General features: G+C 71.6%; 19 protein-coding genes. 4 read left to right on the top strand and 15 right to left on the bottom strand.

Annotated features, from left to right (window positions below):
- Nucleotides 1–133 precede the first annotated feature (133 nt).
- The 4 genes from ABZ854_RS25940 to ABZ854_RS25925 form a co-directional block, all read right to left on the bottom strand.
- The gene (locus ABZ854_RS25940; RefSeq protein WP_361214921.1) at nt 134–322 is read right to left on the bottom strand and encodes an acyl-CoA carboxylase subunit epsilon; all 189 of its coding nucleotides are present in this window, start codon (nt 320–322) and stop codon (nt 134–136) included.
- A 24-nt stretch (nt 323–346) separates the two neighbouring features.
- The gene (locus ABZ854_RS25935) at nt 347–1,954 is read right to left on the bottom strand and encodes an acyl-CoA carboxylase subunit beta (RefSeq protein ID WP_361214919.1); all 1,608 of its coding nucleotides are present in this window, start codon (nt 1,952–1,954) and stop codon (nt 347–349) included.
- A gap of 153 nt (nt 1,955–2,107) precedes the next feature.
- Entirely contained in the window at nt 2,108–4,465 is a 2,358-nt protein-coding gene (locus tag ABZ854_RS25930; protein WP_361214917.1) for a polysaccharide lyase 8 family protein, read from the bottom strand.
- Nucleotides 4,466–4,470: 5 nt separating this feature from the next.
- Nucleotides 4,471–4,968 carry a hypothetical protein gene (locus tag ABZ854_RS25925; protein WP_361214915.1) on the bottom strand — a complete coding sequence of 166 codons (498 nt, stop codon included), beginning with the start codon at nt 4,966–4,968 and terminating at the stop codon, nt 4,471–4,473.
- A 218-nt stretch (nt 4,969–5,186) separates the two neighbouring features.
- On the opposite strand from ABZ854_RS25925, the gene ABZ854_RS25920 reads away from it, so the two are divergent.
- Nucleotides 5,187–5,726 carry a YceI family protein gene (locus tag ABZ854_RS25920; protein WP_129306371.1) on the top strand — a complete coding sequence of 180 codons (540 nt, stop codon included), beginning with the start codon at nt 5,187–5,189 and terminating at the stop codon, nt 5,724–5,726.
- Nucleotides 5,727–5,795: 69 nt separating this feature from the next.
- Here the strand turns inward: ABZ854_RS25920 and ABZ854_RS25915 are convergent, their stop codons facing one another.
- Nucleotides 5,796–7,178, bottom strand: a complete 1,383-nt coding sequence (locus ABZ854_RS25915) for a hypothetical protein (protein ID WP_361214913.1) — start codon at nt 7,176–7,178, stop codon at nt 5,796–5,798.
- 62 nt (nt 7,179–7,240) lie between these two features.
- On the bottom strand, nt 7,241–10,261 hold the full coding sequence (locus ABZ854_RS25910) for a glycoside hydrolase family 3 N-terminal domain-containing protein (protein ID WP_361214911.1): 3,021 nt from the start codon (nt 10,259–10,261) through the stop codon (nt 7,241–7,243).
- A gap of 155 nt (nt 10,262–10,416) precedes the next feature.
- Between ABZ854_RS25910 and ABZ854_RS25905 the strand changes: the two genes are divergently transcribed.
- Nucleotides 10,417–12,282: a ricin-type beta-trefoil lectin domain protein gene (locus ABZ854_RS25905; RefSeq protein WP_361214909.1), complete on the top strand. Its 1,866-nt coding sequence runs from the start codon at nt 10,417–10,419 to the stop codon at nt 12,280–12,282.
- 77 nt (nt 12,283–12,359) lie between these two features.
- A complete protein-coding gene (locus ABZ854_RS25900) occupies nt 12,360–12,989 on the top strand; it encodes a GPP34 family phosphoprotein (RefSeq protein ID WP_361214907.1) in 630 nt (209 codons plus the stop codon).
- A gap of 65 nt (nt 12,990–13,054) precedes the next feature.
- Here ABZ854_RS25900 and cimA read toward each other — a convergent pair whose 3' ends face one another.
- The 5 genes from cimA to ureA all read right to left on the bottom strand — a co-directional run bounded on the left by cimA (nt 13,055) and on the right by ureA (nt 19,320).
- Entirely contained in the window at nt 13,055–14,665 is a 1,611-nt protein-coding gene (gene cimA, locus ABZ854_RS25895) for a citramalate synthase (RefSeq protein WP_361214905.1), read from the bottom strand.
- A 584-nt stretch (nt 14,666–15,249) separates the two neighbouring features.
- Nucleotides 15,250–15,837, bottom strand: coding sequence for a TetR/AcrR family transcriptional regulator (locus ABZ854_RS25890; protein WP_361214903.1), 588 nt, complete (start codon nt 15,835–15,837; stop codon nt 15,250–15,252).
- 16 nt (nt 15,838–15,853) lie between these two features.
- Nucleotides 15,854–16,894 carry an agmatine deiminase family protein gene (locus ABZ854_RS25885; protein WP_361214901.1) on the bottom strand — a complete coding sequence of 347 codons (1,041 nt, stop codon included), beginning with the start codon at nt 16,892–16,894 and terminating at the stop codon, nt 15,854–15,856.
- A 9-nt stretch (nt 16,895–16,903) separates the two neighbouring features.
- The gene (locus ABZ854_RS25880) at nt 16,904–18,619 is read right to left on the bottom strand and encodes an urease subunit alpha (RefSeq protein WP_361214899.1); all 1,716 of its coding nucleotides are present in this window, start codon (nt 18,617–18,619) and stop codon (nt 16,904–16,906) included.
- Nucleotides 18,616–19,320: an urease subunit gamma gene (gene ureA / locus ABZ854_RS25875; protein ID WP_129306382.1), complete on the bottom strand. Its 705-nt coding sequence runs from the start codon at nt 19,318–19,320 to the stop codon at nt 18,616–18,618. Before ureA ends, ABZ854_RS25880 begins: the two co-directional genes overlap by 4 nt.
- 148 nt (nt 19,321–19,468) lie before the next feature.
- Between ureA and ABZ854_RS25870 the strand changes: the two genes are divergently transcribed.
- Nucleotides 19,469–20,932, top strand: coding sequence for a cytosine permease (locus ABZ854_RS25870; RefSeq protein WP_361214897.1), 1,464 nt, complete (start codon nt 19,469–19,471; stop codon nt 20,930–20,932).
- 4 nt (nt 20,933–20,936) lie between these two features.
- Here the strand turns inward: ABZ854_RS25870 and ABZ854_RS25865 are convergent, their stop codons facing one another.
- The 4 genes from ABZ854_RS25865 to pruA all read right to left on the bottom strand — a co-directional run bounded on the left by ABZ854_RS25865 (nt 20,937) and on the right by pruA (nt 25,684).
- Nucleotides 20,937–22,025 (bottom strand): branched-chain amino acid aminotransferase, encoded by a 1,089-nt coding sequence (locus ABZ854_RS25865; RefSeq protein ID WP_361214895.1) that lies wholly within the window; start codon nt 22,023–22,025, stop codon nt 20,937–20,939.
- 247 nt (nt 22,026–22,272) lie between these two features.
- Nucleotides 22,273–23,316, bottom strand: a complete 1,044-nt coding sequence (locus ABZ854_RS25860; protein ID WP_361214893.1) for a 3-isopropylmalate dehydrogenase — start codon at nt 23,314–23,316, stop codon at nt 22,273–22,275.
- Between the two features lie 95 nt (nt 23,317–23,411).
- Entirely contained in the window at nt 23,412–23,543 is a 132-nt protein-coding gene (locus ABZ854_RS25855) for a hypothetical protein (RefSeq protein WP_015493350.1), read from the bottom strand.
- A gap of 509 nt (nt 23,544–24,052) precedes the next feature.
- On the bottom strand, nt 24,053–25,684 hold the full coding sequence (gene pruA / locus ABZ854_RS25850; protein WP_361214892.1) for an L-glutamate gamma-semialdehyde dehydrogenase: 1,632 nt from the start codon (nt 25,682–25,684) through the stop codon (nt 24,053–24,055).
- Between the last annotated feature and the right edge of the window lie 13 nt (nt 25,685–25,697).

The following is a 25,697-nucleotide window of genomic DNA, read 5'->3' as shown; positions in this document are numbered from 1 at the left end:
CCGCGCCCCTGAAGGGGCGCGGGGAACTGCGCATATGGGGGTCTGGGGGCGTGCCCCCAGGGACGGGAAGGGAAGGGCGGCGGGGGCGAGAAAAAGGGCCCCTCTCCAAGGAGAAGGACCCTTTGTCGTCTGCTCAGCGCCAGCTGTGCGGCGCCCGGAAGCCAGGCTCGCGCTCCAGCCGCCGCCACCCGGCCCGCGGCCGCCCCCGCCGCACAGGCGCCAGCTCCGGCGCAGCCGCCGCCCGAGCCAACAACACCGCCGTGATGGCAGCGACTTCCTCGGGCCCGGCCTGGCCCTTCTCGACACGAATGTCAGTGCTCATAGCTCTCGGTCTCCGTCGACGAAGTTACTGCGGAGGGTTGCCGTGCTTGCGCGAGGGCAGATCGGCGTGCTTGGAGTGCAGCATCGCCAGCGACTTCACCAGCACCTCACGCGTCTCGGCCGGATCGACGACGTCGTCGACCAGCCCGCGCTCGGCCGCGTAGTACGGGTGCATCAGCTCGGCCTTGTACTCCTTGACCATCTTCTGCCGCATCGCCTCGGGGTCCTCGGCCCCGGCGATCTGCCGGCGGAAGATGACGTTGGCCGCGCCCTCGGCGCCCATCACGGCGATCTCGTTGGTCGGCCACGCGTAGGTCAGGTCGGCGCCGATGGACTGGCTGTCCATCACGATGTACGCGCCGCCGTACGCCTTGCGCAGGATCAGCGAGATCCGCGGAACGGTCGCGTTGCAGTAGGCATAGAGGAGCTTCGCGCCGTGGCGGATGATCCCACCATGCTCCTGGTCGACGCCGGGCAGGAACCCGGGTACGTCCAAAAGGGTGATGATCGGGATGTTGAAGGCGTCGCACATCTGCACGAAGCGCGCGGCCTTCTCGCTGGCCTCGATGTCGAGCACACCGGCCAGCACCTGCGGCTGGTTGGCGATGATGCCGACGACCTGGCCGTCGAGCCGGGCCAGCGCGCAGATGATGTTCCGCGCCCAGCGCTCGTGGACCTCCAGGTACTCGCCGTCGTCGACGATCTCCTCGATGACCTTGACCATGTCGTACGGCCGGTTGCCGTCGGCCGGGACCAGGTCCAGCAGGGTGTCGGAGCGGCGGTCGACGGGGTCGGAACAGTCCACCCGCGGCGGGTTCTCCCGGTTGTTCTGCGGGAGCAGCGACAGGAGGTAGCGCACCTCGGCGATGCAGGTCTCCTCGTCGTCGTACGCGAAGTGGCACACCCCGGAGGTCTCGGCGTGCACGTCGGCACCGCCCAGCCCGTTCTGCGTGATCTCCTCGCCGGTGACCGCCTTGACGACGTCCGGGCCGGTGATGAACATCTGCGAGGTCTCGCGGACCATGAACACGAAGTCGGTGAGGGCGGGGCTGTAGGCCGCGCCGCCCGCGCACGGACCGAGCATCACGCTGATCTGCGGGATGACGCCGGAGGCCTTCGTGTTTCGCTGGAAGATGCCGCCGTACCCGGCGAGCGCGGAGACGCCCTCCTGGATGCGGGCGCCGGCGCCGTCGTTCAGGGAGACCAGCGGCGCGCCGGCCGCGATGGCCATGTCCATGATCTTGTGGATCTTGGTGGCGTGGGCCTCGCCGAGGGCGCCGCCGAAGATCCGGAAGTCGTGGGCGTAGACGAAGACGGTACGGCCCTCGACCGTGCCCCAGCCGGTGATCACACCGTCGGTGTACGGCTTCTTCGCCTCCAGACCGAACCCGGTCGCCCGGTGCCGCCGCAGCTGCTCGACCTCCTGGAAGGAACCCGGGTCCAGGAGCAGCTCGATGCGCTCCCGCGCCGTCAGCTTGCCCTTGGCGTGCTGGGCCTCGGTCGCCTTCTCGCTGGGGCCCGCCACGGCCTGTGCACGGATCCCGTGCAGCTCGGCGACCCGCCCGCGCGCGTCCGTCGGCTCGTCGCCCGGCTCGCCCGTCGGCTCACCCGTCGTCTCTTCCAAAACGGTCATGTAGTGACCTTACGAAGCGCACCAAGGAAAGGGGGCCGTCGACTCCGTACAGTCTCGGGGCCGTTTTCCTGGTACCCCTGAACAGAACCTCGGCAGCATGCAGCCGTTCAACTGCTTGGAGGGCTCTCGCGTTGTGGGGGTTCGACAAAGACGTCACCCGAGCGTCACCACGCATTCGCGGGTCGCACATGCCCTCCCCGGAGTGACACGTACCCGCAGACGGCGGCCCGCGGAGAGGACGCGGACGGTGTCGTCGGCCCGGACGACCGAGCGCACGGGGTGGTCCCAGACGATCTCCAGCGGCGTTCCCGTACGGGATGGCTCGCTCACGCAGAGGGTAGCGGTCCGGCCCCGGCGCCGGACGAGCACGCTCGCGCCCGCAGACGCGGTCAGCGGGCCCGCTGTACCGGCCTGCCAGAAGGTGGCGGCGGTCAGACCGTGGGCGGGGACGGCGACGGCCTGGGCGGTGGCGTCGTTGGCGAGGACGAGCGGCCAGTGGCGGTCGGCGGCACGCACGGCGACCTCGCGGGGACCGGCGCCGGGCAGGAGGACGTAGACGTACGCCGCGCCGGCCGGGTCCGTGCCGTGGTCGAGCCAGAGCGTCTGCCAGCGCCGGGTGCGCCGCTCGGTCGTACTGCCCGTGTTGATGTCGGACCAGGCTCCGGTGCGGTCCTCGCGCAGGGAGTGCAGGACGCCCCCGTCGCGGACGATCCAACCGCCGTGGCCCTCCAGGTGGGCCCAGTCCCGGCCCCGTACGAAGGCTTGCCCGCCCGACTCCCCGAGGTTGCGGTTGTCCACGACCGTCTCGACCGGGACGCCGTCCGCGCAGGTGATCCCGGCGCCGAGGCACACGACCGCGTCGTCGAGGAAGAACCAGGACTTGCGGGCGTCCAGGGTGGAGCCGAGCCCCTTCAGGTGCTGGCCGACGGCCGCGCAGGTGCCGTCGGTGGTGCCGCCGACCCACTGGACGTCCGGTTTCGGGGCGCCCCACTCACCGCCGGCCCGGTCGGGCAGCCGCCTGGTCGACACGGTGGTGCCGGGCAGCCGGTACCAGTCCACGGTCGGCCAGTACCAGTCCGTGTACTGGTCACTGGTCCCGCGCGGCCACCAGGAGAGCATGCCGGAGCCGGTGTGCCAGCCGCGTGGGTTCTCACCGTTGCCGCACTCGTAGTGGGCGATGCGGTCGCTGGCCATGGCGAGCGCCGCGGTGAAGCGGGGGCCGCGGTGGACGGCCCGGTCCATGGCCGGGAACAGCCGGTGGCCGAGGGGCTCGGCTGCGGCGGGTACGGCGGACCGGACCGCGGTGTTCAGCCGGGCCAGGTCGGCCACCTCGAACTGCGGGGCCGTCAGCAGCGGGGTGACGGTGTCCCGTTCGGCCCAGCCCTTGACCAGAGCGTGCCACCGCTCCCGTTCCGCCTCGCTCGCGCCGCCGGCGAGCAGGGCGACGGCGGCGATGAGGGACTGCCCGTGGTAGTGGTCGCCGCGCATGACGTGCAGGTCGTCACCGCGCAGGTAACCCCGGCTGATGGCACGGCCGTTGACGCAGTCCATCACCAGCCCGTCGTGGACGAGGGGTGCGTAGGCGTGCTCGACGCTGTCCAGGATGTTCTGCCGGGCCGGGTCGGTGATCTCCCACGGCGATCCGGCGAGCAGGGCGAACAGCCGTCCGAGGCCGTCGAGCAGGACCTGGCCGTAGGTGCCGGAGTAGGCGACCCAGGTGTGCTGGACGAAGGAACCGTCGGCGTAGAGCCCGTCGCCCTTCGTGACGTGGGGGAAGACCGGTGAGAGGGCGTCGCGGGCGAGCGCGGTCTTCTGCGGGGACCGGCCGAGGATGCCGCGCAGGGCGACCGAGCGGCACAGGTCGACGCGGTTGGCGCCGGTGGAGGTGCCGGAGTAGTCGGTCAGCATGGCGTCGGGGACGAAGTGGTCGACGGCTGCGCAGGCGGCGGCGATCCGGGCGTCGCCGAGGTGGTCGTACAGCGCGGCCGTGATGTCCATGAGCAGGCGCGGGCTGCCGATCTGCCATTCCCACCAGTTGCCGTAGCGGGCGGTGCCGGGGTTGTAGACGCTCGCGGAGAGATGGTCGAGGCCGCGCAGCACGTCGGCCAGCAGGCCGGGGTCGCAGGTCGAGCCGGTGCCGGGCTGGACGTGGGCCTGGGTCATGGTCCACAGGCGGCCGTAGCTGAAGGTGATGCCGGAGGGCGGGTCGAAGGGGTGGCCGGGCCAGAGGGAGCCGGCGGCCGGAACCATGCCGGCCCGGTACTCGGCCGCCCGCTGTCCGAGCCCGGCGAGCCGGGAGGCGTACGGCTCCGCGGTGGGGTCGTACCCGGTACCGAGGGCGATGTCGAGCCAGCGGCGGCGCAGGGTGTCGTAGGCGCCGGGGTCCGGGTCCGTGCCAGGGCCGGGGTCCGGGGCAGGGCCGGGGGCCGCCTGGGCGGCGGTGGGCGCGAGGCCGGCCGCCAGGGCGGCGGCCAGCAGCGCGCGGCGGGTGGGTCGGACGGCGGGGCCCACGGGGCTCAGCAGCCGCCGCAGTTGTAGTAGAGGACGTCCCAGTGGCTGCCCTCGTCGGCGTAGATGTTGCCGGAGCCGGACCGGTACTGCGGGGCGCCGTCGCCGCGCAGGCCGATGTAGCCGAAGGAGTTCTTGATGTAGCTGGTGACGCAGGTGTTCTTGCCGTAGTCGAGTTTGTAGCCGTTCCAGTGGGAGTACGTGCCCGAGGCGTGGCCGACCTCGGTGCCGCCGGTGATGTTCAGGGCGCAGCCGCTGGCCCGCTTGAGGGTCTGGGCGCCCTGGGCGGTGGCGAGGTTGAGCTGCTCGAAGGACGTGCAGGTGGAGTTGTAGCGGTTGGAGCAGCCGCCGGACGACGACCAGGTGATGCCGATGGTGCGGAACATGCCGGTGGCGGTGGAGTGGCTGATCTTGGTGACGGCGAAGGCGTCGGTGGCGGTGCCGAGGACGGCGGCACCGGGGGCGACGACGAGGGCGAGCGCGGTGAGGGCGGAGCGGACCTTCATGGGGGACCTTCCTGCTGTCGGCCGTGCTTCCTGTGGGTCGGCTGTGCAGGTGGCGCAGCGAAATGATGCCCGAGGTCTACGCGCGTCCGCCAGAGGCGCGCACGAGGACGCCCGGTCCGTACGCGCAATACTCCGGCGCGGGATGTTGAAAGTTGAACAGAAGGGGTCTATGGTCGAGGTGTCGGATTCGTTGAACCTTAAACAATCAAGGAGACATCATGAGCACCCTGACCGGCGACTACTCGATCGACCCCGCGCACACCACGATCGGCTTCGTGGTCCGGCACGCGATGGTCACCAACGTCAAGGGCGGGTTCCAGGACTTCTCCGGCTCGCTGCACCTGGACGAGGCGAACCCCGCCGCCTCCACCGCCACGATCGACGTCAAGATGGACAGCATCGACACCGGCAACGCGGACCGGGACGGCCACCTGAAGTCGGCCGACTTCTTCAAGACGGACGAGTTCCCGGTGATGACGTTCCGCTCCACCCGGGCGGAGTCCCTCGGCGGCGACGACTACCGCATCACCGGTGACCTCTCCATCCTCGGCGTGACCAAGCCCGTCACCATCGACCTGGAGTTCAACGGCCTGGCCAAGGACCCCTTCGGCAACGAGCGCGTCGGCTTCGAGGGCAAGGCGGAGATCCTCCGCTCCGAGTGGGGCCTGAGCTGGAACGCGGCCCTGGAGACGGGCGGCGTCCTGGTGTCCGACAAGATCAAGCTGCGGTTCGACATCTCGGCGATCCGGAACGCCTGAGCCCGCCCACGTCGCGACCCGGGCCCCGGCCCGGGTCAGCGGGCGCCGTGCGGGTGACCGGGGGGGACCTCAGAAGCCGCCGCCGAAGTCGCCGCCGCCTCCCCCGCCGTCCCCGAAGCCGCCGCCGTCGAAGCCGCCCCCGTCGCCGAAGCCGCCCCCGAAGTCCCCGGGGTCGAAGTCCGAGCCGGACATGTCGCCGCCGTCGTAGCCGCCGCCGAAGTCACCCCCGCCGAAGTCGCCGTACCCGGCGCCGTAGTCGGCCGCGTAGGTCGGGGTGGCGATCATGCCGCCGAGCATCGTGCCGACGAGCAGGCCGGGCAGGATGCCGCCGCCGAAGTAGCCGCCCGCCCAGGGGCCGTAGGCCGGGCCGGCGTCCCAGTAGGGGCGGCGGCCGTAGTCGGTGTCGACCTCGCGCACGACCGGGTCGCGGCCGTCGGCCAACCGGGTCGCGTCGGCCGCGCAGACCGGCACCTCGCGCGTGGCGCCGCCGGGCGGGGTCCAGGCCGCGTCGGTCACCGACGGGCCGTGCCGGGGGTCGAAGAAGCAGGGCGGGCGGCGCTCCGGGAGGGGACGGCCCTCGCGGCGGGCGGCCAGCACGGCGAGGGAGAAGCGGCCGTCCTCCAGCGCCTCGGTGACCGCGCGGACGTCCTCGGGTCTGCGCGCCTCGGCCATGTACCGCTTGGCGTTCTCGTAGGCGTCCAGCGCCTGCCCGTAGTCGCCGCGCATGGCGTCGTCGGCGCCCGCCTCGGAGGGGTCGAAGTCCAGGCGGTCCAGTTCCTCGCCGAACGCGGTGATGTCCTCGTCGACGACCACCCGCAGCCGGTCCAGGGCGGCCCGCTGCTCCGCCTGGTGCCGGCGGCGGTTGCGCCGGACCAGGCCGTAGGCGCCCGCGCCGCACGCCACCACGACCACCCCGGCCGCGATCAGCGCGCCCGTGGGCGTCCCGCCGCCGCTGCCGGAGGAGCCCCAGGAGGAGGGGGCGTGGCCGCCCATGTTGGTCAGGGCGCGGTCGGTGAAGTCGGTGAGCTGGGCCTTGGCGCTCTCCCCCTGGACGCTGGTGACGAGGTTCTGCACGGCCGTGCGCGGCAGGACCTGCGCGTCGGCGCGGGCGTCGAAGCGGTCGCCGAGGCGGATGGCGTACAGGCCGGTGATACCGGTCGCGGTGCGCAGGTCGCGGAACAGGTTCTGGGTCGGATAGCCGTCCGGCAGCACGGCCACGAACAGGGGTTTGTCCGCGTCCTTGATGTGCTTGGCGAGGGCGTCGGCGTCCGCCTTCGACAGCTGGCCGGAGGCGGACGGATCGACGTACACCGGGCTCTGGCGCAGGGCGCCGGCGATCGTGGAGACGCCGGTGACCGCCCGGGCTCCGGGGGCGAGGGCGGTCATGACGACGAGCGCCAGGGCGGCCAGCAGCAGTGCCGGCAGGCTTCGGGTCCGCGCGACGGCCTTCATCCTTCGACGCTACCCGAAGCCCGTCCGACACGGTCATTCACGCCGGTCCACGGCGGGGCCGGTCAGGCCGCCCGGTAGGCCTCCACCAGCTTCTGCACCGCCTTTCCGTAGCGGCCGGTCAGCAGCAGGTGCTCGGCGTCCGCGAACGGCTTCGCGAACGCCTGCGTGATGTGCTGTCCGGCCCGCTGCTGGACGATCAGCCGGGCGCGGGCCACGAGCGCCTGCCCGGTCCGGTCGGCGCCCGCCCGTTCGGCCGCCGAGGCCGCCAGGGCGAGGACCCGAAGGGTGGCCGCGCCGCCCTTCGGGGCGTGGGTGCCGGTCGTCAGGCCCCAGCCGTACGGGTACTGCGGGTCGTACGACGCGTCGCCCACGTTGATGGGCAACTGGGCCTCGGAGCGGGGCCAGGTGACCGGCAGCCGGCCGGTGAAGGGCCGCTTGCCGTAGAGGACGTCGGCGACGCCCTCGCCCTCGGTGCCGGGCAGCCAGGAGGCCACCAGGGCGTCGATCTCACCCAGTTGGCCGCCGATCAGCTGGGGGCGGCCGGAGACGACCAGCACCGCGCACCTCATCGCCGCGCACACCTTGTCCACGGCGGCCCGGTCGGCGGCGGACAGGTTCAGGTCGTGGCCGTTGCCGACGTCGCCCACGCCCTCCGCGTACGGCGTCTCGCCGACGACGACCACGCCGACGTCGTAGCCGCCGGTCGGGGCGGAGGCGTCCTTGGAGTAGGTGACGTTCCCGCCGGCCTCGCGCATGCCCTCGAGGATGGTGGTGCCGGGGGTGACGGCGCCGGAGGAGCCCTGCCACGTCACCGTCCAGCCGCCGCTCTGGTCGCCGATGTCGTCGGCGTTCGACCCGGCGACGTACACCTTCTCGCTCTTCTTCAGCGGCAGCACGCCACCGTCGTTCTTCAGCAGCACCTGCGACTCGGCGGCGGCCTGCCGGGCGACAGCGCGGTGGGCCGGGGAGCCGATGCGGGAGGCGCCGCTGGTGTCGGCGTAGGGGTGCTCGAAGAGGCCGAGCCGGAACTTCTGCGTGAGGATGCGGGAGACGGCGTCGTCGATCCGCTTCTCGGTGATCCGGCCCGCCTTCACCTCGTCCGTGAGGGTCTGGGTGAAGTCCTTGTAGGTGTACGGCACCATCATCATGTCGACGCCCGCGTCGACCGCCGTCCGCACGTGGGCGGCGTAGTCGCCGGGCAGTTGGTCGATGGCGTTCCAGTCGCTGATGACGAAGCCGTCGAAGCCCATGCGGTCCTTGAGCACGCCGTTGATCATGTCGCCGCGCGCGTGCATCTTGACCGGTCCGAGGCCGTCGCCGGTGATGTCGAGGGAGGAGTACGACGGCATGACCGTGCCGATGCCGCGTTCGACCGCCGTCCGGAACGGCGCCAGGTGGATGTCCTCCAGTTGCCGGCGGGTGACGGTGGTGACGCCCTGGTCGATGGTGTACGTGCCCGTCGTGGAGGATCCGTAGGCGGTGCCGCCGTCACCGACGAAGTGCTTGGCGGTGGCGAGGACCTTGTCGTCGCGGTCCAGGTCGCTGCCGTTCGCGCGGCCCTGGAGGCCCTGGATGACGGTCTCCATGGACTCGACCAGGGCCGGGTCCTCGCCGAAGGACTCGTAGGAGCGGCCCCAGCGTTCGTCGCGGCCGACACACAGGCAGGGCGCGAAGTCCCAGGGGATGCCGGTGGCCCGGACCTCGGCGGCGGTGACCGCGCCGGTGCGTTCGGCGAGCGCGGGGTCGCGGGTGGCGCCGAGGCCGATGTTGTGCGGCATGATCGTGGCGCCGACCAGGTTGTTGTGGCCGTGGACAGCGTCGACGCCGTAGATCAGCGGGATCTGGAAGCGGGTCGCCTGCGCGCGGAGCTGGAAGCCGTCGATCATCTTGGCCCAGGCGGCGGGGGTGTTGGGCGTGGGCGTGGAGCCACCGCCGGAGAGCAGTGAGCCGAGGTCGTAGCCGGAGATGTCACCGGGGTTCGTCAGGGCGCCCCGCTCGGCCTGCGTCATCTGGCCGGCCTTCTCGGCCAGGGACATGCGGGAGACGAGGTCCTTCACGCGCTCGCTCACCGGCAACTTCGCGTTCAGGTAAGGCAGTCCGTGTGCGTCGACGACGATCTGCGGGGTCTCGGCGGGGGCCTTGGCGCCGGTCACGGTCAGCTTGAGCGGGATCGTCTCGGCGGGCTCGGCGGAACGGTCCTTGCGGGTGGGCACCTTGACGGTCCGGGTGGCGCCGGACGGCGTGCCGGCCGGGAAGGTGAGGGTGCCGGAGACGGGAGCGTAGTCCGTGCCGGGGTCGGCGGTGCCGCCCCCGGTCGTGTAGGTGACGGTGACCGGGTCGGTCAGGGGCCCGGCGCCGGTGGTGGCCACGGCGACCCGGACGCTCGCGGTGCCGCCCTCGCGCACCGGGTAGACGGGGGCGTCGGTGGTGACGGAGGCGCGCAGGGACTGGTCGGGGCGGCCGTACAACTCGACGTCGTCCATGGCGAAGTGGCCCTTGACGCCGGGCGGGAGGGTGACGGCGTAGCCCCACATCTGTGTGAGGCCGAGGACGTGGTCGATGCCGCCGACGGGCTGGTAGTCGGTGCGGTAGGCGAAGTCGGTGAAGGGGATCTCGATCCGCTTCCAGCCGGTGAAGTCGTCGGTGAAGGACGTCGTCCAGAGTTCGGAGGCCTCGCCGTTCGCGCCGCCGTCCTTGATCTCGAAGGCGATCTTCTTGCCGTTGTCCTGGCCGTCCCACCAGAAGCGGATGCCCTGGTGGGCGGACCAGTCGTGGGCGGGTTCGGCCGGGGCGTAGTCGTGGGTGAAGCCGCCGTAGCCGCTGATGTCGTAGGTGCCGCTGAGGACCTTGGCGCCCTCGGGGGCGTCGGAGCGCGCGGTCAGCTGGAGGGCGGGCGGGTCGTCGGCGTCGCCGCCCCAGGTGAAGATGCCCTCGGCGGGCTGGGCGGCGAAGGGGACCTCGCCCTCGAAGCGGTCGACGGGGACGGGCGGGGGGTCGCCGACGCCGGCGGCGGTGGTCGCCGTGGACAGCGGGACCAGCGCGGTCAGCAGGGCGGCGGAGGCGAGCAGGGCGGTTCTTCGCATGGACCTTCCCTTGGCACTCGTGGTTCACTCATGGCTTAGCTCACGCCATGAGTTAACGGGTGCCCCGTATCCCCGTCAAGACGGCGGCACCCCTGGCTCGCGGCCCAAGCACCCCTGGCAACACACGCGTTGTCCCCCACGAGAAGGGTTGCACCATGAGCAGAGGCTCCCGAGCGGTCCGGCTGCTGCTGGCCGGACTGCTCTGTTCGGCGGGTGTCACGGCGGCGGCCGTGCCCGCGCACGCCTCCGGTGAGCAGGTCACCGCCTGGCTCACCACCACCGACGACTCCGCCGGACGCCATGTCACGCGCGGTCTCCAGGCGCAGGCGCCGTTCGCCTTCCAGTCCGGTACCGGGGGCGGCGGCGAGAACATCACCGTCGACGAGAACACCCGCTACCAGACCTTCACCGGAGGCGGCGCGTCGTTCACGGACACCGCGGCCTGGCTGATGAACAGCAGCGGCGCGCTGTCACAGGCGACCCGGGACGCGACCATGCGGAAGCTGTTCTCGCCGACGGACGGGATCGGTCTGTCGTTCCTGCGCAACCCGATGGGCGCCTCGGACCTGGCCCGCTACGGCTACACGTACGACGACGTCCCCGCAGGCCAGACGGACACCTCGCTCTCCAAGTTCTCGATCGCGCACGACCTCGCGGACGTCGTCCCGCTGACCCGGCAGGCGCTCCGGCTGAACCCGGAGCTGACGGTGATGGCCTCGCCGTGGACGGCGCCGGCCTGGATGAAGGACAGCGGCTCGCTCAACGGGGGCTGGCTGAAGGCGGAGGACTACGGCGCGTACGCCGACTACTTCGTGAAGTACCTCCAGGCGTACGAGAACCAGGGCGTCCACGTCTCGTACGTCACCGCGCAGAACGAGCCGACCTGCTGCTCGGGATACCCCTCGATGAGCTGGAACGCCAACGGGCTGGCGTACTTCACGAAGAGCGAGCTGCTGCCGAAGCTCCAGTCGGCCGGCCTGACGACGAAGGTACTGGCGCACGACTGGAACTGGGACACCTACGACTCCTACGCCGCCCAGACCGTGAACGACCCCGCCGTGCGCGACCACCCCAACTTCGGCGGCATCGCCTGGCACGGCTACGGCGGCGACGTCACCAAGCAGACGTCCGTGCACGACCAGTACCCCGGGCTGGACGCCTTCGGCACCGAGCACTCGGGCGGCACCTGGATCGCCGACCAGCAGCACGAGGACATGACCGACATCATCGACTACACCCGGAACTGGGCGAAGTCGGTCACCAAGTGGTCGCTGGCCGTGGACCAGGACAGGGGGCCGCACAACGGGGGCTGCGGCACGTGCAGCGGGCTGATCACGGTGCACGACGGCGACGACCGCAGCGGGCAGGTGGACTACACCGTCGAGTACTACGACATGGGGCAGCTGACGAAGTTCGTCCGGCCCGGCGCGCAGCGGATCGCCTCCACCGCGTCGAGCACCGTGCCGAACGTGGCATGGCGCAACCCCGACGGCAGCAAGGCGCTGATCGCGTACAACGGATCGTCGTCGGCTCGGACCGTCGCCATCAACTGGGGTGCTGAGCATGCCACTTACTCCCTCCCCGCCCGGACCTCCGCCACCTTCACCTGGTCCGGCACCCAGTCGGACGGCGGCGCCCGCACCGGTTCGTTCGTCGGACTGGCCGCCAAGTGCCTGGACGTGGCGGGCGGTTCGAGCGCGAACGGTACGGCGGTGCAGCTCTGGGACTGCAACGGCAGCGCGGCCCAGCGGTGGACGGTCGCCGGCGACGGCTCGGTCCAAGCGCTCGGAAAGTGCCTGGACGTGACGTCCGGATCGACCGCCGACGGGGCGAAGGTCCAGCTCTACGACTGCAACGGGACCGGTGCGCAGCGGTGGTCGTACGACGCGGCCACGGGTGAGGTGGTGAACACGGCGGCGGACAAGTGCCTCGACGTAACGGACAGGTCGTCGGCGAACGGGGCGCGGGCCCAGCTCTGGAGCTGCACGGGGGCCGCGAACCAGAACTGGCGTCTCGGGTAGCGTCGCCTTGCCCCGGACCCGCTTCGCGCGCTTCATGGGGCGTAGGAAGACCGTTCAGGACCGACCGGGGAGTGCTCATGGACACCGCGCGGGATCTGTTCATCGTCGGTACGGGCGTCTTCGGCGACCGGCCGGTCGAGCGGGGTGAGCTGTCGCTGGCGCTCGCCGGGGCCGAGCTGGTCGACCTGCTGGGCGTCCGCGCCGCGAGCCTGGAGGGCGAGCGCGTCGCGCCGGGGCCGCCGCTCTCCCTGGGCGACCGGATGCTGGACCAGGCGGTGTCGGCGCTGAACCGGACGGAGCCGTACGAGACGGTCGAGGACTGGCTGTGGCGCCGGGGAAAGGGACTGGCGGCGGCCTACGCCGACGTCCTGGACGCGGAGGGCCGGCTCACGGGCGGGCGGAGGCCCTGGTTCCCGCGGCGGCGGCGGACGGCAGGAACCGCCGGAAGCACCGGGACCGCCGACACCGAGGCCCGGCGCCGTGCCGCCGACCGCTGGGAGTCGCGTGAGCCGGTCCTCGCGGCCCTCGCGGAGGCCCTGGGCATTCAGGGTGGCGGCGGGGAACAGGCCGACGAGGAGTTCCTGGACGAGGCGGTCGTGACCGTGCTGGCCGCCGTCGGTGACGCGGTGACGGAGCTGACGGCGGTACGGCAGCGCCGGGAGATCGAGAACGCGGCGTTCGACAACATCTGGCGCGCGCCCGGCTGAGCCGGGACAACGGCCGCCCCCGGCCCGCCGGGCCCGGGGGCGAACCGCATCGCCCCTCCCCGTGTTTACGCGGCCGGTTCCACGCCCGCGCGGAGGAGGCCGTAGGTGTAGGCGTCCTCCAGGGACTGCCAGGAGGCCGCGATGACGTTTTCCGCCACGCCCACGGTGGACCACTCTGCGGCGCCGTCGGAGGTGGAGATCAGGACGCGGGTGGTGGACTCGGTACCGTGGACGCCCTCCAGGATGCGGACCTTGTAGTCGACCAGCTCCAGCTTGGCCAGCTGGGGGTAGATCTTCTCCAGGGCGACCCTGAGGGCCCGGTCGAGGGCGTTGACCGGGCCGTTGCCCTCCGCCGTGGCGACGATCCGCTCGCTCTTGGCCCACAGCTTGACGGTGGCCTCGTTGGCGTGGCTGCCGTCGGGCCGGTCCTCGACGATGGCCCGCCAGGACTCGACCTCGAAGTAGCGCAGCGGCCGGCCCTCGACCTCGGAGCGCAGCAGGAGTTCGAAGGAGGCGTCGGCGGCCTCGTAGGTGTAGCCCTTGAGTTCGCGCTCCTTGACGCGTTCCACGACCCGGCCGACCAGTTCCCGGTCGCCGCCGAGGTCGATGCCGAGTTCCTTGCCCTTCAGTTCCACGGAGGCCCGGCCGGCCATGTCGGAGACCAGCATCCGCATGGTGTTGCCGACCAGCTCGGGGTCGGTGTGCTGGTACAGGTCGGGGTCGACCTTGATCGCGGAGGCGTGCAGGCCGGCCTTGTGGGCGAACGCGGAGACGCCGACGTAGGGCTGGTGGGTGGAGGGGGTGAGGTTCACGACCTCGGCGATGGCGTGCGAGATCCGGGTCATCTCACGCAGCCGGCCCTCCGGCAGCACCCGCTTGCCGTACTTCAGCTCCAGGGCGGCGACGACCGGGAACAGGTTGGCGTTGCCGACCCGCTCACCGTAGCCGTTGGCCGTGCACTGGACGTGGGTGGCGCCCCCGTCGACGGCGGCGAGGGTGTTGGCGACCGCGCAGCCGGTGTCGTCCTGGGCGTGGATGCCGAGCCGGGCGCCGGTGTCGGCGAGGACCGTGGAGACGACGGCGTGGACCTGCGCGGGCAGCATGCCGCCGTTGGTGTCGCACAGCACGACCACGTCGGCGCCCGCCTCGGAGGCGGCCCGGACCACCGCCTTCGCGTAGTCCGGGTTCGCGCGGTAGCCGTCGAAGAAGTGCTCGCAGTCGACGAACACCCGCCGGCCCTGCGCGCGCAGGTACGACACGGTGTCCCGGACCATCTCCAGGTTCTCTTCCAGCGTGGTGCGCAGCGCCAGTTCCACGTGCCGGTCGTGCGACTTGGCGACCAGGGTGATCACCGGGGCGCCGGACTCCAGCAGCGCGTTGACCTGCGGGTCCTCGGACGCCTTGGCCCCGGCCCGGCGGGTGGCGCCGAACGCGACGAGCTGGGCGTGCCGGAAGTCGATCTCCTTCTGGGCGCGGGCGAAGAACTCGGTGTCGCGGGGGTTCGCGCCGGGCCAGCCGCCCTCGATGAAGCCGACGCCGAAGTCGTCCAGGTGCCGTGCGATGGCGAGCTTGTCCGCGACGGTGAGGTTGATGCCCTCGCGCTGGGCGCCGTCGCGCAGCGTGGTGTCGAAGACGTGGAACGAGTCGTCGAGCTCGTTGGATGCCGTCTCGGTCATGGTCTCAAGGCTCCTGTTGTGGATCTTCGGTCTTACCGGAATGTCCGGCTCCACCGTCCCCCCAATGGTCCCTCGCGCTCCGCCTCCGGCTTCAGGTGGGCCGTAAAACGAGAAAAACCCCTCGCGGGTGCGAGAGGTCTGCGCGCGGGTCGAGGACGACGGTGGCCACCCGCACCTGGTCGTGCGGGGTGGTCACTGCGGACCGGCGCGCCTGCTGCCAATAATCATGGCGAACGAGAGCACGGTCGCATTTTGGCACAGGGGGCGGCTCCACTCACCGCCCGTCTCAGATTCCGGTCACTCCAGTGGACGGGGGTCCGCGCACCGGCGCTGACCGGGTGGCCGGGGCGGGTTTCGCTTACCGGCGCTGCCAGGGTGCCGCCCCTAGCGGCACGCATGCCCGCAGCTGGGTACTACGGCCGCCGAGATGTGCCCCGTAAGGGGCGCGGGGAACTGCGCGACGAGCCACGACGGGCCCGCGGCCGGGCACGGCGCAGGCGGGGCAGTGCCCCGTAAGGGGCGCGGGGAACTGCGCGAACGGCCACGACGGGCCTGCGGTCGGCGGCGCGGCGCACGCCCCCCTGTTACAGCGACTCGGTGATGAACTCGCGTACGTGGGTCAGGACCTGTTCGCGGTCGGTGCCGCGCAGGCCGATCGCGACGTGGATGGAGAATCCGTCGAGCAGCGCCCGCAGCCTCGCCGCGAAGCGGTCCGCGTCGACCGGACGGAACTCCCCCCGCGAGACCCCCTCCGCGACGAGGGCGACGAGATCCCGGTGCCAGGCCCCCTCGATCGCCGCCTGCCGCCCCCGCGCGTCCTCGTCCGCGTTCTGGGACCGGTTCCACACCTCCAGCCACAGCGTCCAGTGCGGATCCCGGTGCCCGTCGGGGACGTACAGCTCGACGTAGGCCTCCAGCCGCTCCCGGGCCGGTTCGGCCCGGGTGAGCAGGCGGCCCCGCTCGGCCCCGAGCCGGCCCTCGCTCCACTCCAGGGTCTGCAGCAGCAGCTCGTCCTTGGAGCGGAAGTAGTACAGCAGATGGCCGCTGCTCATACCGACCTCACGGCCGAGCCCGGCCATGGTGAGCTTCTCCAGACCGCGCTCGGCGATCATGTCCATGGCCGCCGCGAGGACCTCCTCGCGCGGTGGCGCGTTCTTCCGCGCACCGGCCATCCGCCGCTCCCCTGTCTCAGACCTTCGGCTGCTGTTGCGTGATGCAGTGGATACCGCCCCCGCCCGCGAAGATCGTACGCGCGTCCACGAGGGTCACCGTCCGCTCGGGGAAGAGGCGGCGGAAGATACCGGCGGCGACCTCGTCGCGCGGGTCGCCGAAGCCGCACAGCACGACCCCGCCGTTGCACAGGTAGTGGTTGATGTAGGAGTAGTCGGCCCAGTGGCCGTCGGCCTCCAGGACGGTCGGGGCGGGCACCTCCACGACCTCCAGGCGGCGCCCCCGGGCGTCCGTCGCCGACCTCAGCAGGCCGATGACCTCCTTCGTCACCTCGTGGTCGGGGTGGGCCGGGTCCGGCTGGTGGTGGGCGACCACGACACCGGGGCGGGCGAACGCGGCCACGATGTCGACGTGCCCGAGGGTGCCGAAGCCGTACGGCGGGTAGTCGCCGGTCAGACCGCGCGGCAGCCAGATGGCCTTCTCGGTGCCGAGGTGCGCGTGGATCTCCGCCTCGACCTGTCCCCTCGTCCAGTGCGGGTTGCGCTCCGGGCCGAGCTGCACCGTCTCGGTGAGCAGCACCGTGCCCTCGCCGTCGACGTGGATCGCGCCGCCCTCGTTGATCAGCTTCGAGGCGTACGTCTTCGCGCCGGCCAGGTCGGAGACGTACGCGGCGATCTTGGAGTCGTGCTCCCAGCGGGCCCAGTCCTGGGCGCCCCAGCCGTTGAACGTCCAGTCCACGGCGGCCAGTCCACCGCGCCCGTCGGTGAGGAAGGTGGGGCCGATGTCCCGCATCCAGGCGTCGTCCAGCTCCCGCTCGACGGTGTCGATGCCAGGGCCGAGGAGCACCTGTGCCTCGGCGGACTGGCCGGGCCCGCAGACCACTGTCACGGGCTCGAAGCGGCGGACGGCGCGGGCCACCGACGCCCAGGAGGCGCGGGAGGCGGCGAGGTCGTCCGGGTCGTCGAAGGTGGGGTTGGGGCCCGGCCACGCCATCCAGGTGCGCTCGTGCGGGGTCCACTCGGCGGGCATGCGGAAGCCGTCGGCGGCGGGGGTGTTCATCAGGGATCCTCAGAGGAAGTAGAGGCGGTTGAGGGAGACGGAGTCGGCGGGCTCGGAGCTGAGCGGTTCGCCGTCGAGGGTGACCAGGCCGGTGCGCTGGTCGACGTCGACCGCTCCGGTCCGGGAGTTCAGCCGCAGGTCGGCGGGGCCGATGCCCCGGGTGCCGCGCACGGGGACCCGGCGGCGCCGGGTGGGCATGGTGTCGCCTCCCTGGTCGACGGCCGCCTGGGCGACGAACGCCACGGAGATGTCGGCGGCCGTCGCGCCGTACGACCCGAACTGCGGTCCCAGCACGAGGGGTTCGCAGGTGTCGGTGGCCGCGTTCGGGTCGCCGACCACGCCGTACGCCGGAAAGCCGGACTTGAGGACGAGCTGCGGTTTGGCGCCGAAGTACTCCGGCATCCACAGCACGATGTCGGCGAGCTTGCCCACCTCGATGGAGCCGACCTCGTGCGCGAGGCCGTGCGCGATGGCCGGGTTGATCGTCAGCTTGGCCATGTAGCGCAGCACACGCTCGTTGTCGTGCCCGGTGTCCGGCGCGCCCAGCTCGGCCTTCATCTTCCCGGCCATCGCGAAGGTGCGGCGCACGGTCTCGCCGGCCCGGCCCATGCCCTGGGCGTCGGAGGAGGTGATGCCGATCGCGCCGAGGTCGTGCAGCACGTCCTCGGCGCCCATCGTGCCGGCGCGGATGCGGTCGCGGGCCATGGCGGCGTCGCCGGGCAGGTCGGTCTTCAGGTCGTGGACGGAGACGATCATGCCGTAGTGCTCGGCGACCGCGTCCCGGCCGAAGGGCAGGGTGGGATTGGTGGAGGAGCCGATGACGTTCGGCACGCCGGCCATCTTCAGCACGTTGGGGACGTGTCCGCCGCCGCAGCCCTCGATGTGGAAGGCGTGGATCGTGCGCCCCTCCAGCACGCGGAGGGTGTCCTCCACCGACAGGCACTCGTTCAGGCCGTCGCTGTGCAGGGCGACCTGGACGTCGTGCTCCTCGGCGACGCGCAGCGCGGTGTCCAGGGCGCGGGTGTGGGCGCCCATGTCCTCGTGGACCTTGAACCCGGACGCGCCGCCCTCGGCGAGCGCCTCGACGAGCGGGGCGTCGTGGGAGGACGAACCCCGGCCGAGGAAGCCGATGTTGACGGGCCAGGCGTCGAAGGCGTTGAAGGCGTGGCGCAGCGCCCAGGGCGAGTTGACGCCGACGCCCCACACCGGGCCGAACTCCTGGCCGATGATCGTGGTCACCCCGGAGGCGAGCGAGGCCTCCATGATGCGGGGCGACAGCAGGTGGACGTGGGTGTCGACGGCTCCGGCGGTGGCGATCAGCCCCTCGCCGGACACGATGGAGGTGCCGGTGCCGACGACGACGTCGACGCCGTCGAGGGTGTCGGGGTTGCCGGCGCGTCCGATGCCGCAGATCCGGCCTTCCCGGATGCCGATGGACACCTTGCGGATGCCCTGGGCCGCGTCGATCACGACGACGTTGCTGATGACGACGTCACAGGTGTCGCGGACGGCGGCGGCCTTGAGGTGCAGTCCGTCGCGGGCGGTCTTGCCGAACCCGGCGAGGAACTCGTCGCCGTACCGCTGCGCGTCGGCGTCGACGCGGACGACCAGCCCGGAGTCGCCGAGCCGGATGCGGTCGCCGGCGCGGGGGCCGTGGGTGGCGGCGTAGGCGTGCGGGTCGACGTGGATCGACCGGCTCACCTCGCGTCCCTTGGATCGGCTCATCGCTCCTCGCCTCCTTCCGGTGTCGTCGTGCCCAGGTATCCGCAGGCGGCGGCCCGGCGCAGGGCCTCGTCCTTCGCGCCGGGCGCGTCCAGCGGACCGTCGACCAGTCCGGCGAAGCCGATCGCGATCCGGTCGCCGCCGATCGGAACGAGCCCGACCTCCTCGCTCTCCCCCGGCCCGAACCGCACCGAGGACCCGGCGGGTACGGCGAGCCGCATGCCGTAGGCCCGCTCGCGTACGAAGTCCAGGCGCGGGTTGGCCTCGAAGAAGTGGAAGTGGGAGGTCACGGAGACCGGCACGGTGGCGGTGTTGGTGACGGTGAGCCGGAGCGCGGGCGCGGGGTCGGCGTGCTCGGGGCCGGGCAGCAGCGCGCCCGGACCGTCCGCGCCCAGGGCGCCGCCGCCGATCGGGTCGGAGACCACGGCGAGCCGGGAGCCGTCGTCGAAGACGGCCTCGACCATCACCTCGGTGACGACGTCGGCGACGCCCGGCAGCACGTCCTCGGGGCCGAGCACCGAGCGGGCGGCCTCGATGGCCTCCGCGAGCCGTCGGCCGTCCCGGGCCGCCTCGCAGACGGTGTCCGCGATCAGCGCGGTGGCCTCGGGCACGTTCAGCCTGAGTCCGCGGGCCCGGCGGGCCCGGGCCAGCTCGGCGGCTCCGAAGAGCAGCAGCCGGTCACGTTCCGTGGGGGTGAGTCTCACGACGCGGCACCTCCTTGCCATCCCCAACTTAGAGCATCACTCTAAACCTAAGGTTCGTGAAACAGAAGCATTGACCGGCGAGCAGGATTCAGGCCACATTGAACGTCGCTCAAACTGTCAGTGGCGGCCGTCGAAGGAGACCCCAGCCATGCCCATAGAACAGCGCGGAGTCGACACCATCCCGGACGAGGAACGCACCAGCGGGCCCCGGGACCTGGTGTCGATCCTGCTCGGCTCCAACCTCTGCCTCGGCGTGATCATCTTCGGCTGGCTGCCGCCGTCCTTCGGGCTCGGCTGGTGGGCCTCGGTCGGCGCGATCGTCGCGGGCACGGTGGTCGGCACCCTGTTCACGGCCCCGCTAGCACTGGTCTCCCTGCGCACCGCGACCAACCTCTCCACGTCCTCCGGCGCCCAGTTCGGGGTGCGGGGCCGGCTCGTCGGCTCGATCGTCGGCCTGCTGCTGGCCCTCGGCTACACCGCGCTGACCGTGTGGATCGGCGGAGACGTGATGATCGGCGTCCTCGGCCGGCTGTTCGGCCTGCCCGCGGACGGCGTGTCGTACGGCATCGTCTACGCGGTGCTCGCCGCGGCCACCGTCGCCGGCGCGGTGTACGGCTACCGGGTGCTGCTCGCCATGTCCAAGCTGCTGAGCATCGGCATGACCGCGCTTCTGGTCCTCGGGATCGTCGCCTACGCCCCGCACTTCGCCACCTCGGCGCTGCCGGCGGCGGGCGGCTACCTCCTCGACGGGTTCTGGCCGACCTGGTTCCTCGCGGCCGTCGCGGCCGGCCTGTCCGGGCCCATCGCCTTCATCACCCTGCTCGGCGACTACACCCGCTACATCTCCCCGGCCCGCAACTCCGGCCGCCGCGTCCTGCACGCCACCTGGCTGGGCCTGGTCCTCGGCCTGCTTGTGCCCCAGCTGTTCGGCACGTTCACGGCGTACGCGGCCCACGCCGCCACCGACTACGCGGGGCCGCTGGTCGACGCGTCCCCCGCCTGGTACCTGATCCCGCTGCTGCTGTCCGCCTCCGCCGGCTCGGTCGGCAACGCGGGCCTGATGCTGTACTCCATGGGCCTGGACCTGGACGCCATCCTGCCCCGCGCCTCCCGCGCCCGCGCCACCTGCACCGTCGCCCTGGTCGCCACGGTCTGCGTCTTCGTCGGCCACTACGCCTGGAACGCGCAGTCCGCGATGACGTCCTTCGTGCTCCTGCTCACCGCCATCGGCACGCCCTGGGCGGTCATCACCCTCATCGGCTTCGCCCGCTGCCGGGGCGTGTACGACGCCGAGGCCCTCCAGGTCTTCAACCGCCGCACCCGGGGCGGCGCCTACTGGTACCGCGCCGGCTGGAACATCCGCGCGACGACGTCCTGGGCGATCGGCGCCGGCCTAGGCCTGCTGGGAGTCTCCCTCCCGACCTACCAGGGCCCCCTCCTCCACCTGACAGGCGGAGTCGACTGCAGCTTCCTCCTGTCGGGCGCGGTAGGAGGCACGGTCTACTTGCTACTCACGCTCACCGAACGCCCCGAAAGGGGCGCGGGGAACTGCGCGACCAGCCACAACGGCCCCGCGGCCGAAGACGACCTGACCAGCGCAGTCCCCCACTGAGTCCTCAGCCGAGACGATGCATCCAGCCGTGCGCGTCCTCAGTGATCCCCCGCTGGATGTCCAGCAGAGCCTGACGCAGCCGCATCGTCACCTCACCGGGCTCCCCACCGGACTGCTTCCACTCGGCCCCGTCGCGCTTCACCGTGCCGACCGGGGTGATCACCGCGGCCGTGCCGCAGGCGAACACCTCGGTCAGGGTGCCGTTCTCGGAGTCGGCCTGCCACTGCTCGATGGAGACGCGGGCCTCCTCCGACTCGTAGCCGAGGTCACGGGCCACGGTCAGCAGGGAGTCGCGGGTGACGCCCTCCAGGATCGAGCCGGACAGCTTCGGCGTGACGATCTTGTCTCCGTACACGAAGTACAGGTTCATGCCGCCGAGTTCCTCGACCCACTTGTGCTCCACGGCGTCGAGGTAGCAGACCTGGTCGCAGCCCTTGGCGGCGGCCTCGGCCTGCGCGAGCAGGGAGGCCGCGTAGTTGCCGCCGGTCTTGGCGTCGCCCATGCCGCCGGGGACGGCGCGGACGCGGTCCTCGGAGGCCCAGATGGAGACCGGCTTCACGCCGCCGGGGAAGTAGGCGCCGGCCGGGGAGGCGATCACGATGAACAGGTACTCGTTGGCGGGCTTCACGCCGAGGCCCACCTCGGTGGCGATCATGAAGGGGCGCAGGTAGAGGGAGTCCTCGCCGCCGTGCGCGGGCACCCAGTCCTTGTCCTGCTGGACGAGCGCGTCGCACGCCTCGATGAACGTCTCGACGGGTAGCTCCGGCATGGCCAGGCGGCGCGCGGAACGCTGGAAGCGCTTGGCGTTCTGGTCGGGGCGGAAGGTGGCCACCGAGCCGTCGGGCCGGCGGTATGCCTTCAGGCCCTCGAAGATCTCCTGGGCGTAGTGCAGGACGTTGGTGGCGGGGTCCAGCGGGATCGGCGCGTACGGAACGAGCTGGCCGTCGTGCCAGCCGCGGCCCTCCGTCCACTTGATCGTCACCATGTGGTCGGTGAAGTGGCGGCCGAATCCGGGGCCGGCCAGGATCGCCTCGCGCTCCGCGGCGGCGAGCGGGTTGGCGGAGGGCTTGAGCTCGATCGTGGGCGTCGTCATGGGTGGTTGTCCTTCACCAGTTGGAGTGACGGGCCGCGCTCATGCCCGGCACCGGTCGTTTCCGGCCAGTGCTAGGACGTCCGAGCTTTCCCTCATGTCGCGGCTCCGCGTTCGATTATCGCGCGGAGGAGGCGATGGACGGAACCGGGGGGCGGCGGCCCAGGGGTTGATGGTGGCACCCGGGGCCGGATACGAGAAGCCGCCGGGTGCGGTTGCGACCCGGCGGCTTGAGGGGTGGAGCGCCGGGTCAGCCGGCTACTCGGGAGGCGAGCGCGTCGCCGATCTGCGCGGTGCTGCGGGCGGGGCCGCCGGTGCGCTCGGTGAGGTCGGCGGTGACCGCCTCGTCGATGCGGTCGGCCTCGGCGTCGTAGCCGAGGTGGCGCAGCAGCAGGGCGACGGACAGGACGGTGGCGGTGGGATCGGCCTTGCCCTGGCCGGCGATGTCCGGGGCCGAGCCGTGGACGGGCTCGAACATGGACGGGAACTCGCGGCCCGGGTTGATGTTGCCGGAGGCCGCGACGCCGATGCCGCCGGAGACGGCCGCGGCGAGGTCGGTGATGATGTCGCCGAAGAGGTTGTCGGTGACGATGACGTCGAACCGCTCGGGCTGGGTGACCAGGTAGATGGTCGCCGCGTCGACGTGCATGTACTCGGTGGTGACCTCGGGGAACTCGGCGGCCACCTTGTTGAAGACGTTCGTCCACAGGTGACCGGCGAAGGTCAGCACGTTGTTCTTGTGGATCAGTGCGAGCTTCTTGCGGGGCCGGGCCTGGGCGCGGGCGAAGGCGTCCCGGACGACCCGCTCGACACCGAAGGCGGTGTTGACGGAGACCTCGGTGGCCACCTCGTGCTCGGTGCCCTTGCGGATGGTGCCGCCGTTGCCGGTGTAGGGGCCCTCGGTGCCCTCGCGGACGACGACGAAGTCGATGCTCGGCTCACCGGCGAGCGGGGTGGCGACACCGGGCAGGAGCTTCGACGGCCGCAGGTTGACGTGGTGGTCGAAGGCGAAGCGGAGCTTGAGCAGGAAGCCGCGCTCCAGGACGCCGGACGGCACCGACGGGTCGCCGATGGCGCCGAGCAGGATGGCGTCGTGCCGCTTGAGCGCGTCGAGGTCGGCGTCGGTGAGGGTCTCACCGGTGGCGTGGTACCGCTTGGCGCCGAAGTCGTACTCCTTGGTCTCCAGCTTCACATCCTGCGGCAGGACGGCGGAGAGGACCTTCAGACCCTCGGCCACGACCTCCTGGCCGATGCCGTCACCGGGGATCACTGCGAGATTGAGGCTGCGAGACATGCGGGCACCCTACTCTTCGTCCCAGGTGATGACACGCCCCGTCCGCCATTCGGACGGGGCGCGGTGCGGCGCGGTGGTCCGGGCCGGCGGCCGGCTCAGTGGCCGGTCTCGCCGCCGTTGTCCCGGCGGTCGAGGGCGCGCTGGAGGGCGGCGGCGGCGTTCTTGCGGTCGGACTCGCTGGTGCGGGACACGTGGCGGACTCGGCGGCGGACGGTCGTCTCGGCCATGAGGGATCGACTCCTTCGCAATCACGGAGTGCGGAAAGTTACGAGTCGCCGGAAGGGGCGGGGAGCGCGAGGCCGCAGGGGTTGCCTGCACGGGGCCCGGCTCACGACCGCCATTCGCTGGATCGAGCGAGACGTTCGGCTCCTACAAAAGTAAGGGAGCCGGCCGCGCCTGTCTGCACAATTACTCGGACTTCCTACTATCTGAGACGGCCACCTCGGCCACACCCCACTGAGCTGCGGTTTCAGTGAACATGCCCGGACATGGCAACGGGCCGGGAAGCCAGTTTCGGGTCTGGCTTCCCGGCCCGTGTCTAGGCCCTGCCGTCAAATTCCCGTCGTCGCCCGGAGGGCGGCCGCGCGGCGTCAGGTGCGTGCTCTCGGCGTGCCGGCCCCAGACCCGCGTACTGGACGTACTTGGGTCTGGGGCCGGTGCGGCGAGAGTGCGTGCATGGCGTCGCGCGGCAGGCGGGAATTTGACGGCAGGGCCTAGGGGGGCCCGCGACCTGCGGTCAGCCCATGTGCGGGTAGCTGTAGTCGGTCGGCGGGACCAGCGTCTCCTTGATGGCGCGCGTCAGCGTCCAGCGCAGCAGGTTCTGCGGGGCGCCGGCCTTGTCGTTGGTGCCGGAGGCACGGCCACCGCCGAAGGGCTGCTGGCCGACGACGGCGCCGGTCGACTTGTCGTTGATGTAGAAGTTGCCGGCCGCGTAGCGCAGCTTCTCCATCGTGTACGCCGCCGCCGCGCGGTCGTTCGAGACGACCGAGCCGGTGAGGGCGTAGTCGGAGACCGACTCCATCTGGGTCAGCATCTCGTCGTACTTGTCGTCCTCGTAGACGTGGACGGCGAGGATCGGGCCGAAGTACTCGGTGCGGAAGACCTCGTTCTCCGGGTCGCCGCACTCGATGACGGTCGGGCGGACGAAGTAGCCGACCGAGTCGTCGTAGGAGCCGCCCGCGACGATGCGGCAGGCCGGGTCCTCCTTGGCGCGGTCGATCGCGGCCTTGTTCTTCGCGAAGGACCGCTCGTCGATGACGGCGCCGATGAAGTTCGACAGGTCGGTGACGTCACCCATGGTGAGGTAGTCGACCTCGGCGGCGAACTCCTCCTTGAAGCCCGAGTTCCAGATCGAGGCGGGGACGTAGGCGCGGGAGGTGGCGGAGCACTTCTGGCCCTGGTACTCGAAGGCACCGCGGGTGAGGGCGGTCTTCAGCACGGCGCGGTCGGCGCTCGGGTGGGCGACGAGGAAGTCCTTGCCGCCGGTCTCGCCGACCAGGCGCGGGTAGGAGCGGTACTTCTCGATGTTGGCGCCGACCGTCTTCCACAGGTACTGGAAGGTCTTGGTCGAGCCGGTGAAGTGGATGCCGGCGAGGTCCCGGTGCTCCAGGGCGACCTTGGAGACCTCGATGCCGTCGCCGGTGACGAGGTTGATGACGCCCTTGGGCAGGCCGGCCTCCTCCAGCAGCTGCATCAGCAGCACGGCGGCGTGGGTCTGCGTCGGGGACGGCTTCCAGACCACCACATTGCCCATGAGGGCGGGCGCGGTGGGCAGGTTCGCGGCGATCGCCGAGAAGTTGAACGGCGTGATCGCGTAGACGAAGCCCTCCAGCGGGCGGTGGTCCAGACGGTTCCACACGCCCGGGGAGTTCGCCGGGGGCTGCTCGGCGAGGATCTGGCGGGCGTAGTGGACGTTGAACCGCCAGAAGTCGACCAGCTCGCAGGGGCTGTCGATCTCGGCCTGCTGGGCGGTCTTGGACTGGCCCAGCATGGTGGAGGCGGCGATGGTCTCGCGCCACGGGCCGGCGAGCAGCTCGGCGGCGCGCAGGATGATCGCGGCGCGGTCGTCGAAGGCCATCGCGCGCCAGGCCGGTGCGGCGGCGAGGGCCGCGTCGATGGCGTCCTTCGCGTCGGCCTGCGTGGCGTTGCGCAGGTTGCCGATGACGGCCTTGTGGTTGTGCGGCTGGACCACCTGGAAGGGTTCGCCGCCACCGAGGCGCTTCTCGCCGCCGATGGTCATCGGCAGGTCGATGGGGTTCTCGGCCAGCTCCTTGAGCTTGGCCTCCAGCCGGGCGCGCTCGGGCGAGCCGGGGGCGTAGCCGTGCACCGGCTCGTTGACGGGGGTGGGGACCTGGGTCACAGCGTCCATGTGATCCGAACTC

This window comes from Streptomyces sp. NPDC047028 (assembly GCF_040644095.1).
Classification (GTDB): Bacteria; Actinomycetota; Actinomycetes; order Streptomycetales; family Streptomycetaceae; genus Streptomyces.
This window is presented reverse-complemented; position numbering and strand designations above follow the sequence as displayed.

Coding starts and splice junctions, on each gene's coding strand:
- ABZ854_RS25940 (WP_361214921.1), bottom strand. CDS start 322: ATGAGCACTGACATTCGTGTCGAGAAGGGCCAGGCCGGGCCCGAGGAA.
- ABZ854_RS25935 (WP_361214919.1), bottom strand. CDS start 1,954: ATGACCGTTTTGGAAGAGACGACGGGTGAGCCGACGGGCGAGCCGGGC.
- ABZ854_RS25925 (WP_361214915.1), bottom strand. CDS start 4,968: ATGAAGGTCCGCTCCGCCCTCACCGCGCTCGCCCTCGTCGTCGCCCCC.
- ABZ854_RS25920 (WP_129306371.1), top strand. CDS start 5,187: ATGAGCACCCTGACCGGCGACTACTCGATCGACCCCGCGCACACCACG.
- ABZ854_RS25915 (WP_361214913.1), bottom strand. CDS start 7,178: ATGAAGGCCGTCGCGCGGACCCGAAGCCTGCCGGCACTGCTGCTGGCC.
- ABZ854_RS25910 (WP_361214911.1), bottom strand. CDS start 10,261: ATGCGAAGAACCGCCCTGCTCGCCTCCGCCGCCCTGCTGACCGCGCTG.
- ABZ854_RS25905 (WP_361214909.1), top strand. CDS start 10,417: ATGAGCAGAGGCTCCCGAGCGGTCCGGCTGCTGCTGGCCGGACTGCTC.
- ABZ854_RS25900 (WP_361214907.1), top strand. CDS start 12,360: ATGGACACCGCGCGGGATCTGTTCATCGTCGGTACGGGCGTCTTCGGC.
- cimA (WP_361214905.1), bottom strand. CDS start 14,665: ATGACCGAGACGGCATCCAACGAGCTCGACGACTCGTTCCACGTCTTC.
- ABZ854_RS25890 (WP_361214903.1), bottom strand. CDS start 15,837: ATGGCCGGTGCGCGGAAGAACGCGCCACCGCGCGAGGAGGTCCTCGCG.
- ABZ854_RS25885 (WP_361214901.1), bottom strand. CDS start 16,894: ATGAACACCCCCGCCGCCGACGGCTTCCGCATGCCCGCCGAGTGGACC.
- ABZ854_RS25880 (WP_361214899.1), bottom strand. CDS start 18,619: ATGAGCCGATCCAAGGGACGCGAGGTGAGCCGGTCGATCCACGTCGAC.
- ABZ854_RS25870 (WP_361214897.1), top strand. CDS start 19,469: ATGCCCATAGAACAGCGCGGAGTCGACACCATCCCGGACGAGGAACGC.
- ABZ854_RS25865 (WP_361214895.1), bottom strand. CDS start 22,025: ATGACGACGCCCACGATCGAGCTCAAGCCCTCCGCCAACCCGCTCGCC.
- ABZ854_RS25860 (WP_361214893.1), bottom strand. CDS start 23,316: ATGTCTCGCAGCCTCAATCTCGCAGTGATCCCCGGTGACGGCATCGGC.
- ABZ854_RS25855 (WP_015493350.1), bottom strand. CDS start 23,543: ATGGCCGAGACGACCGTCCGCCGCCGAGTCCGCCACGTGTCCCGCACC.
- pruA (WP_361214892.1), bottom strand. CDS start 25,684: ATGGACGCTGTGACCCAGGTCCCCACCCCCGTCAACGAGCCGGTGCAC.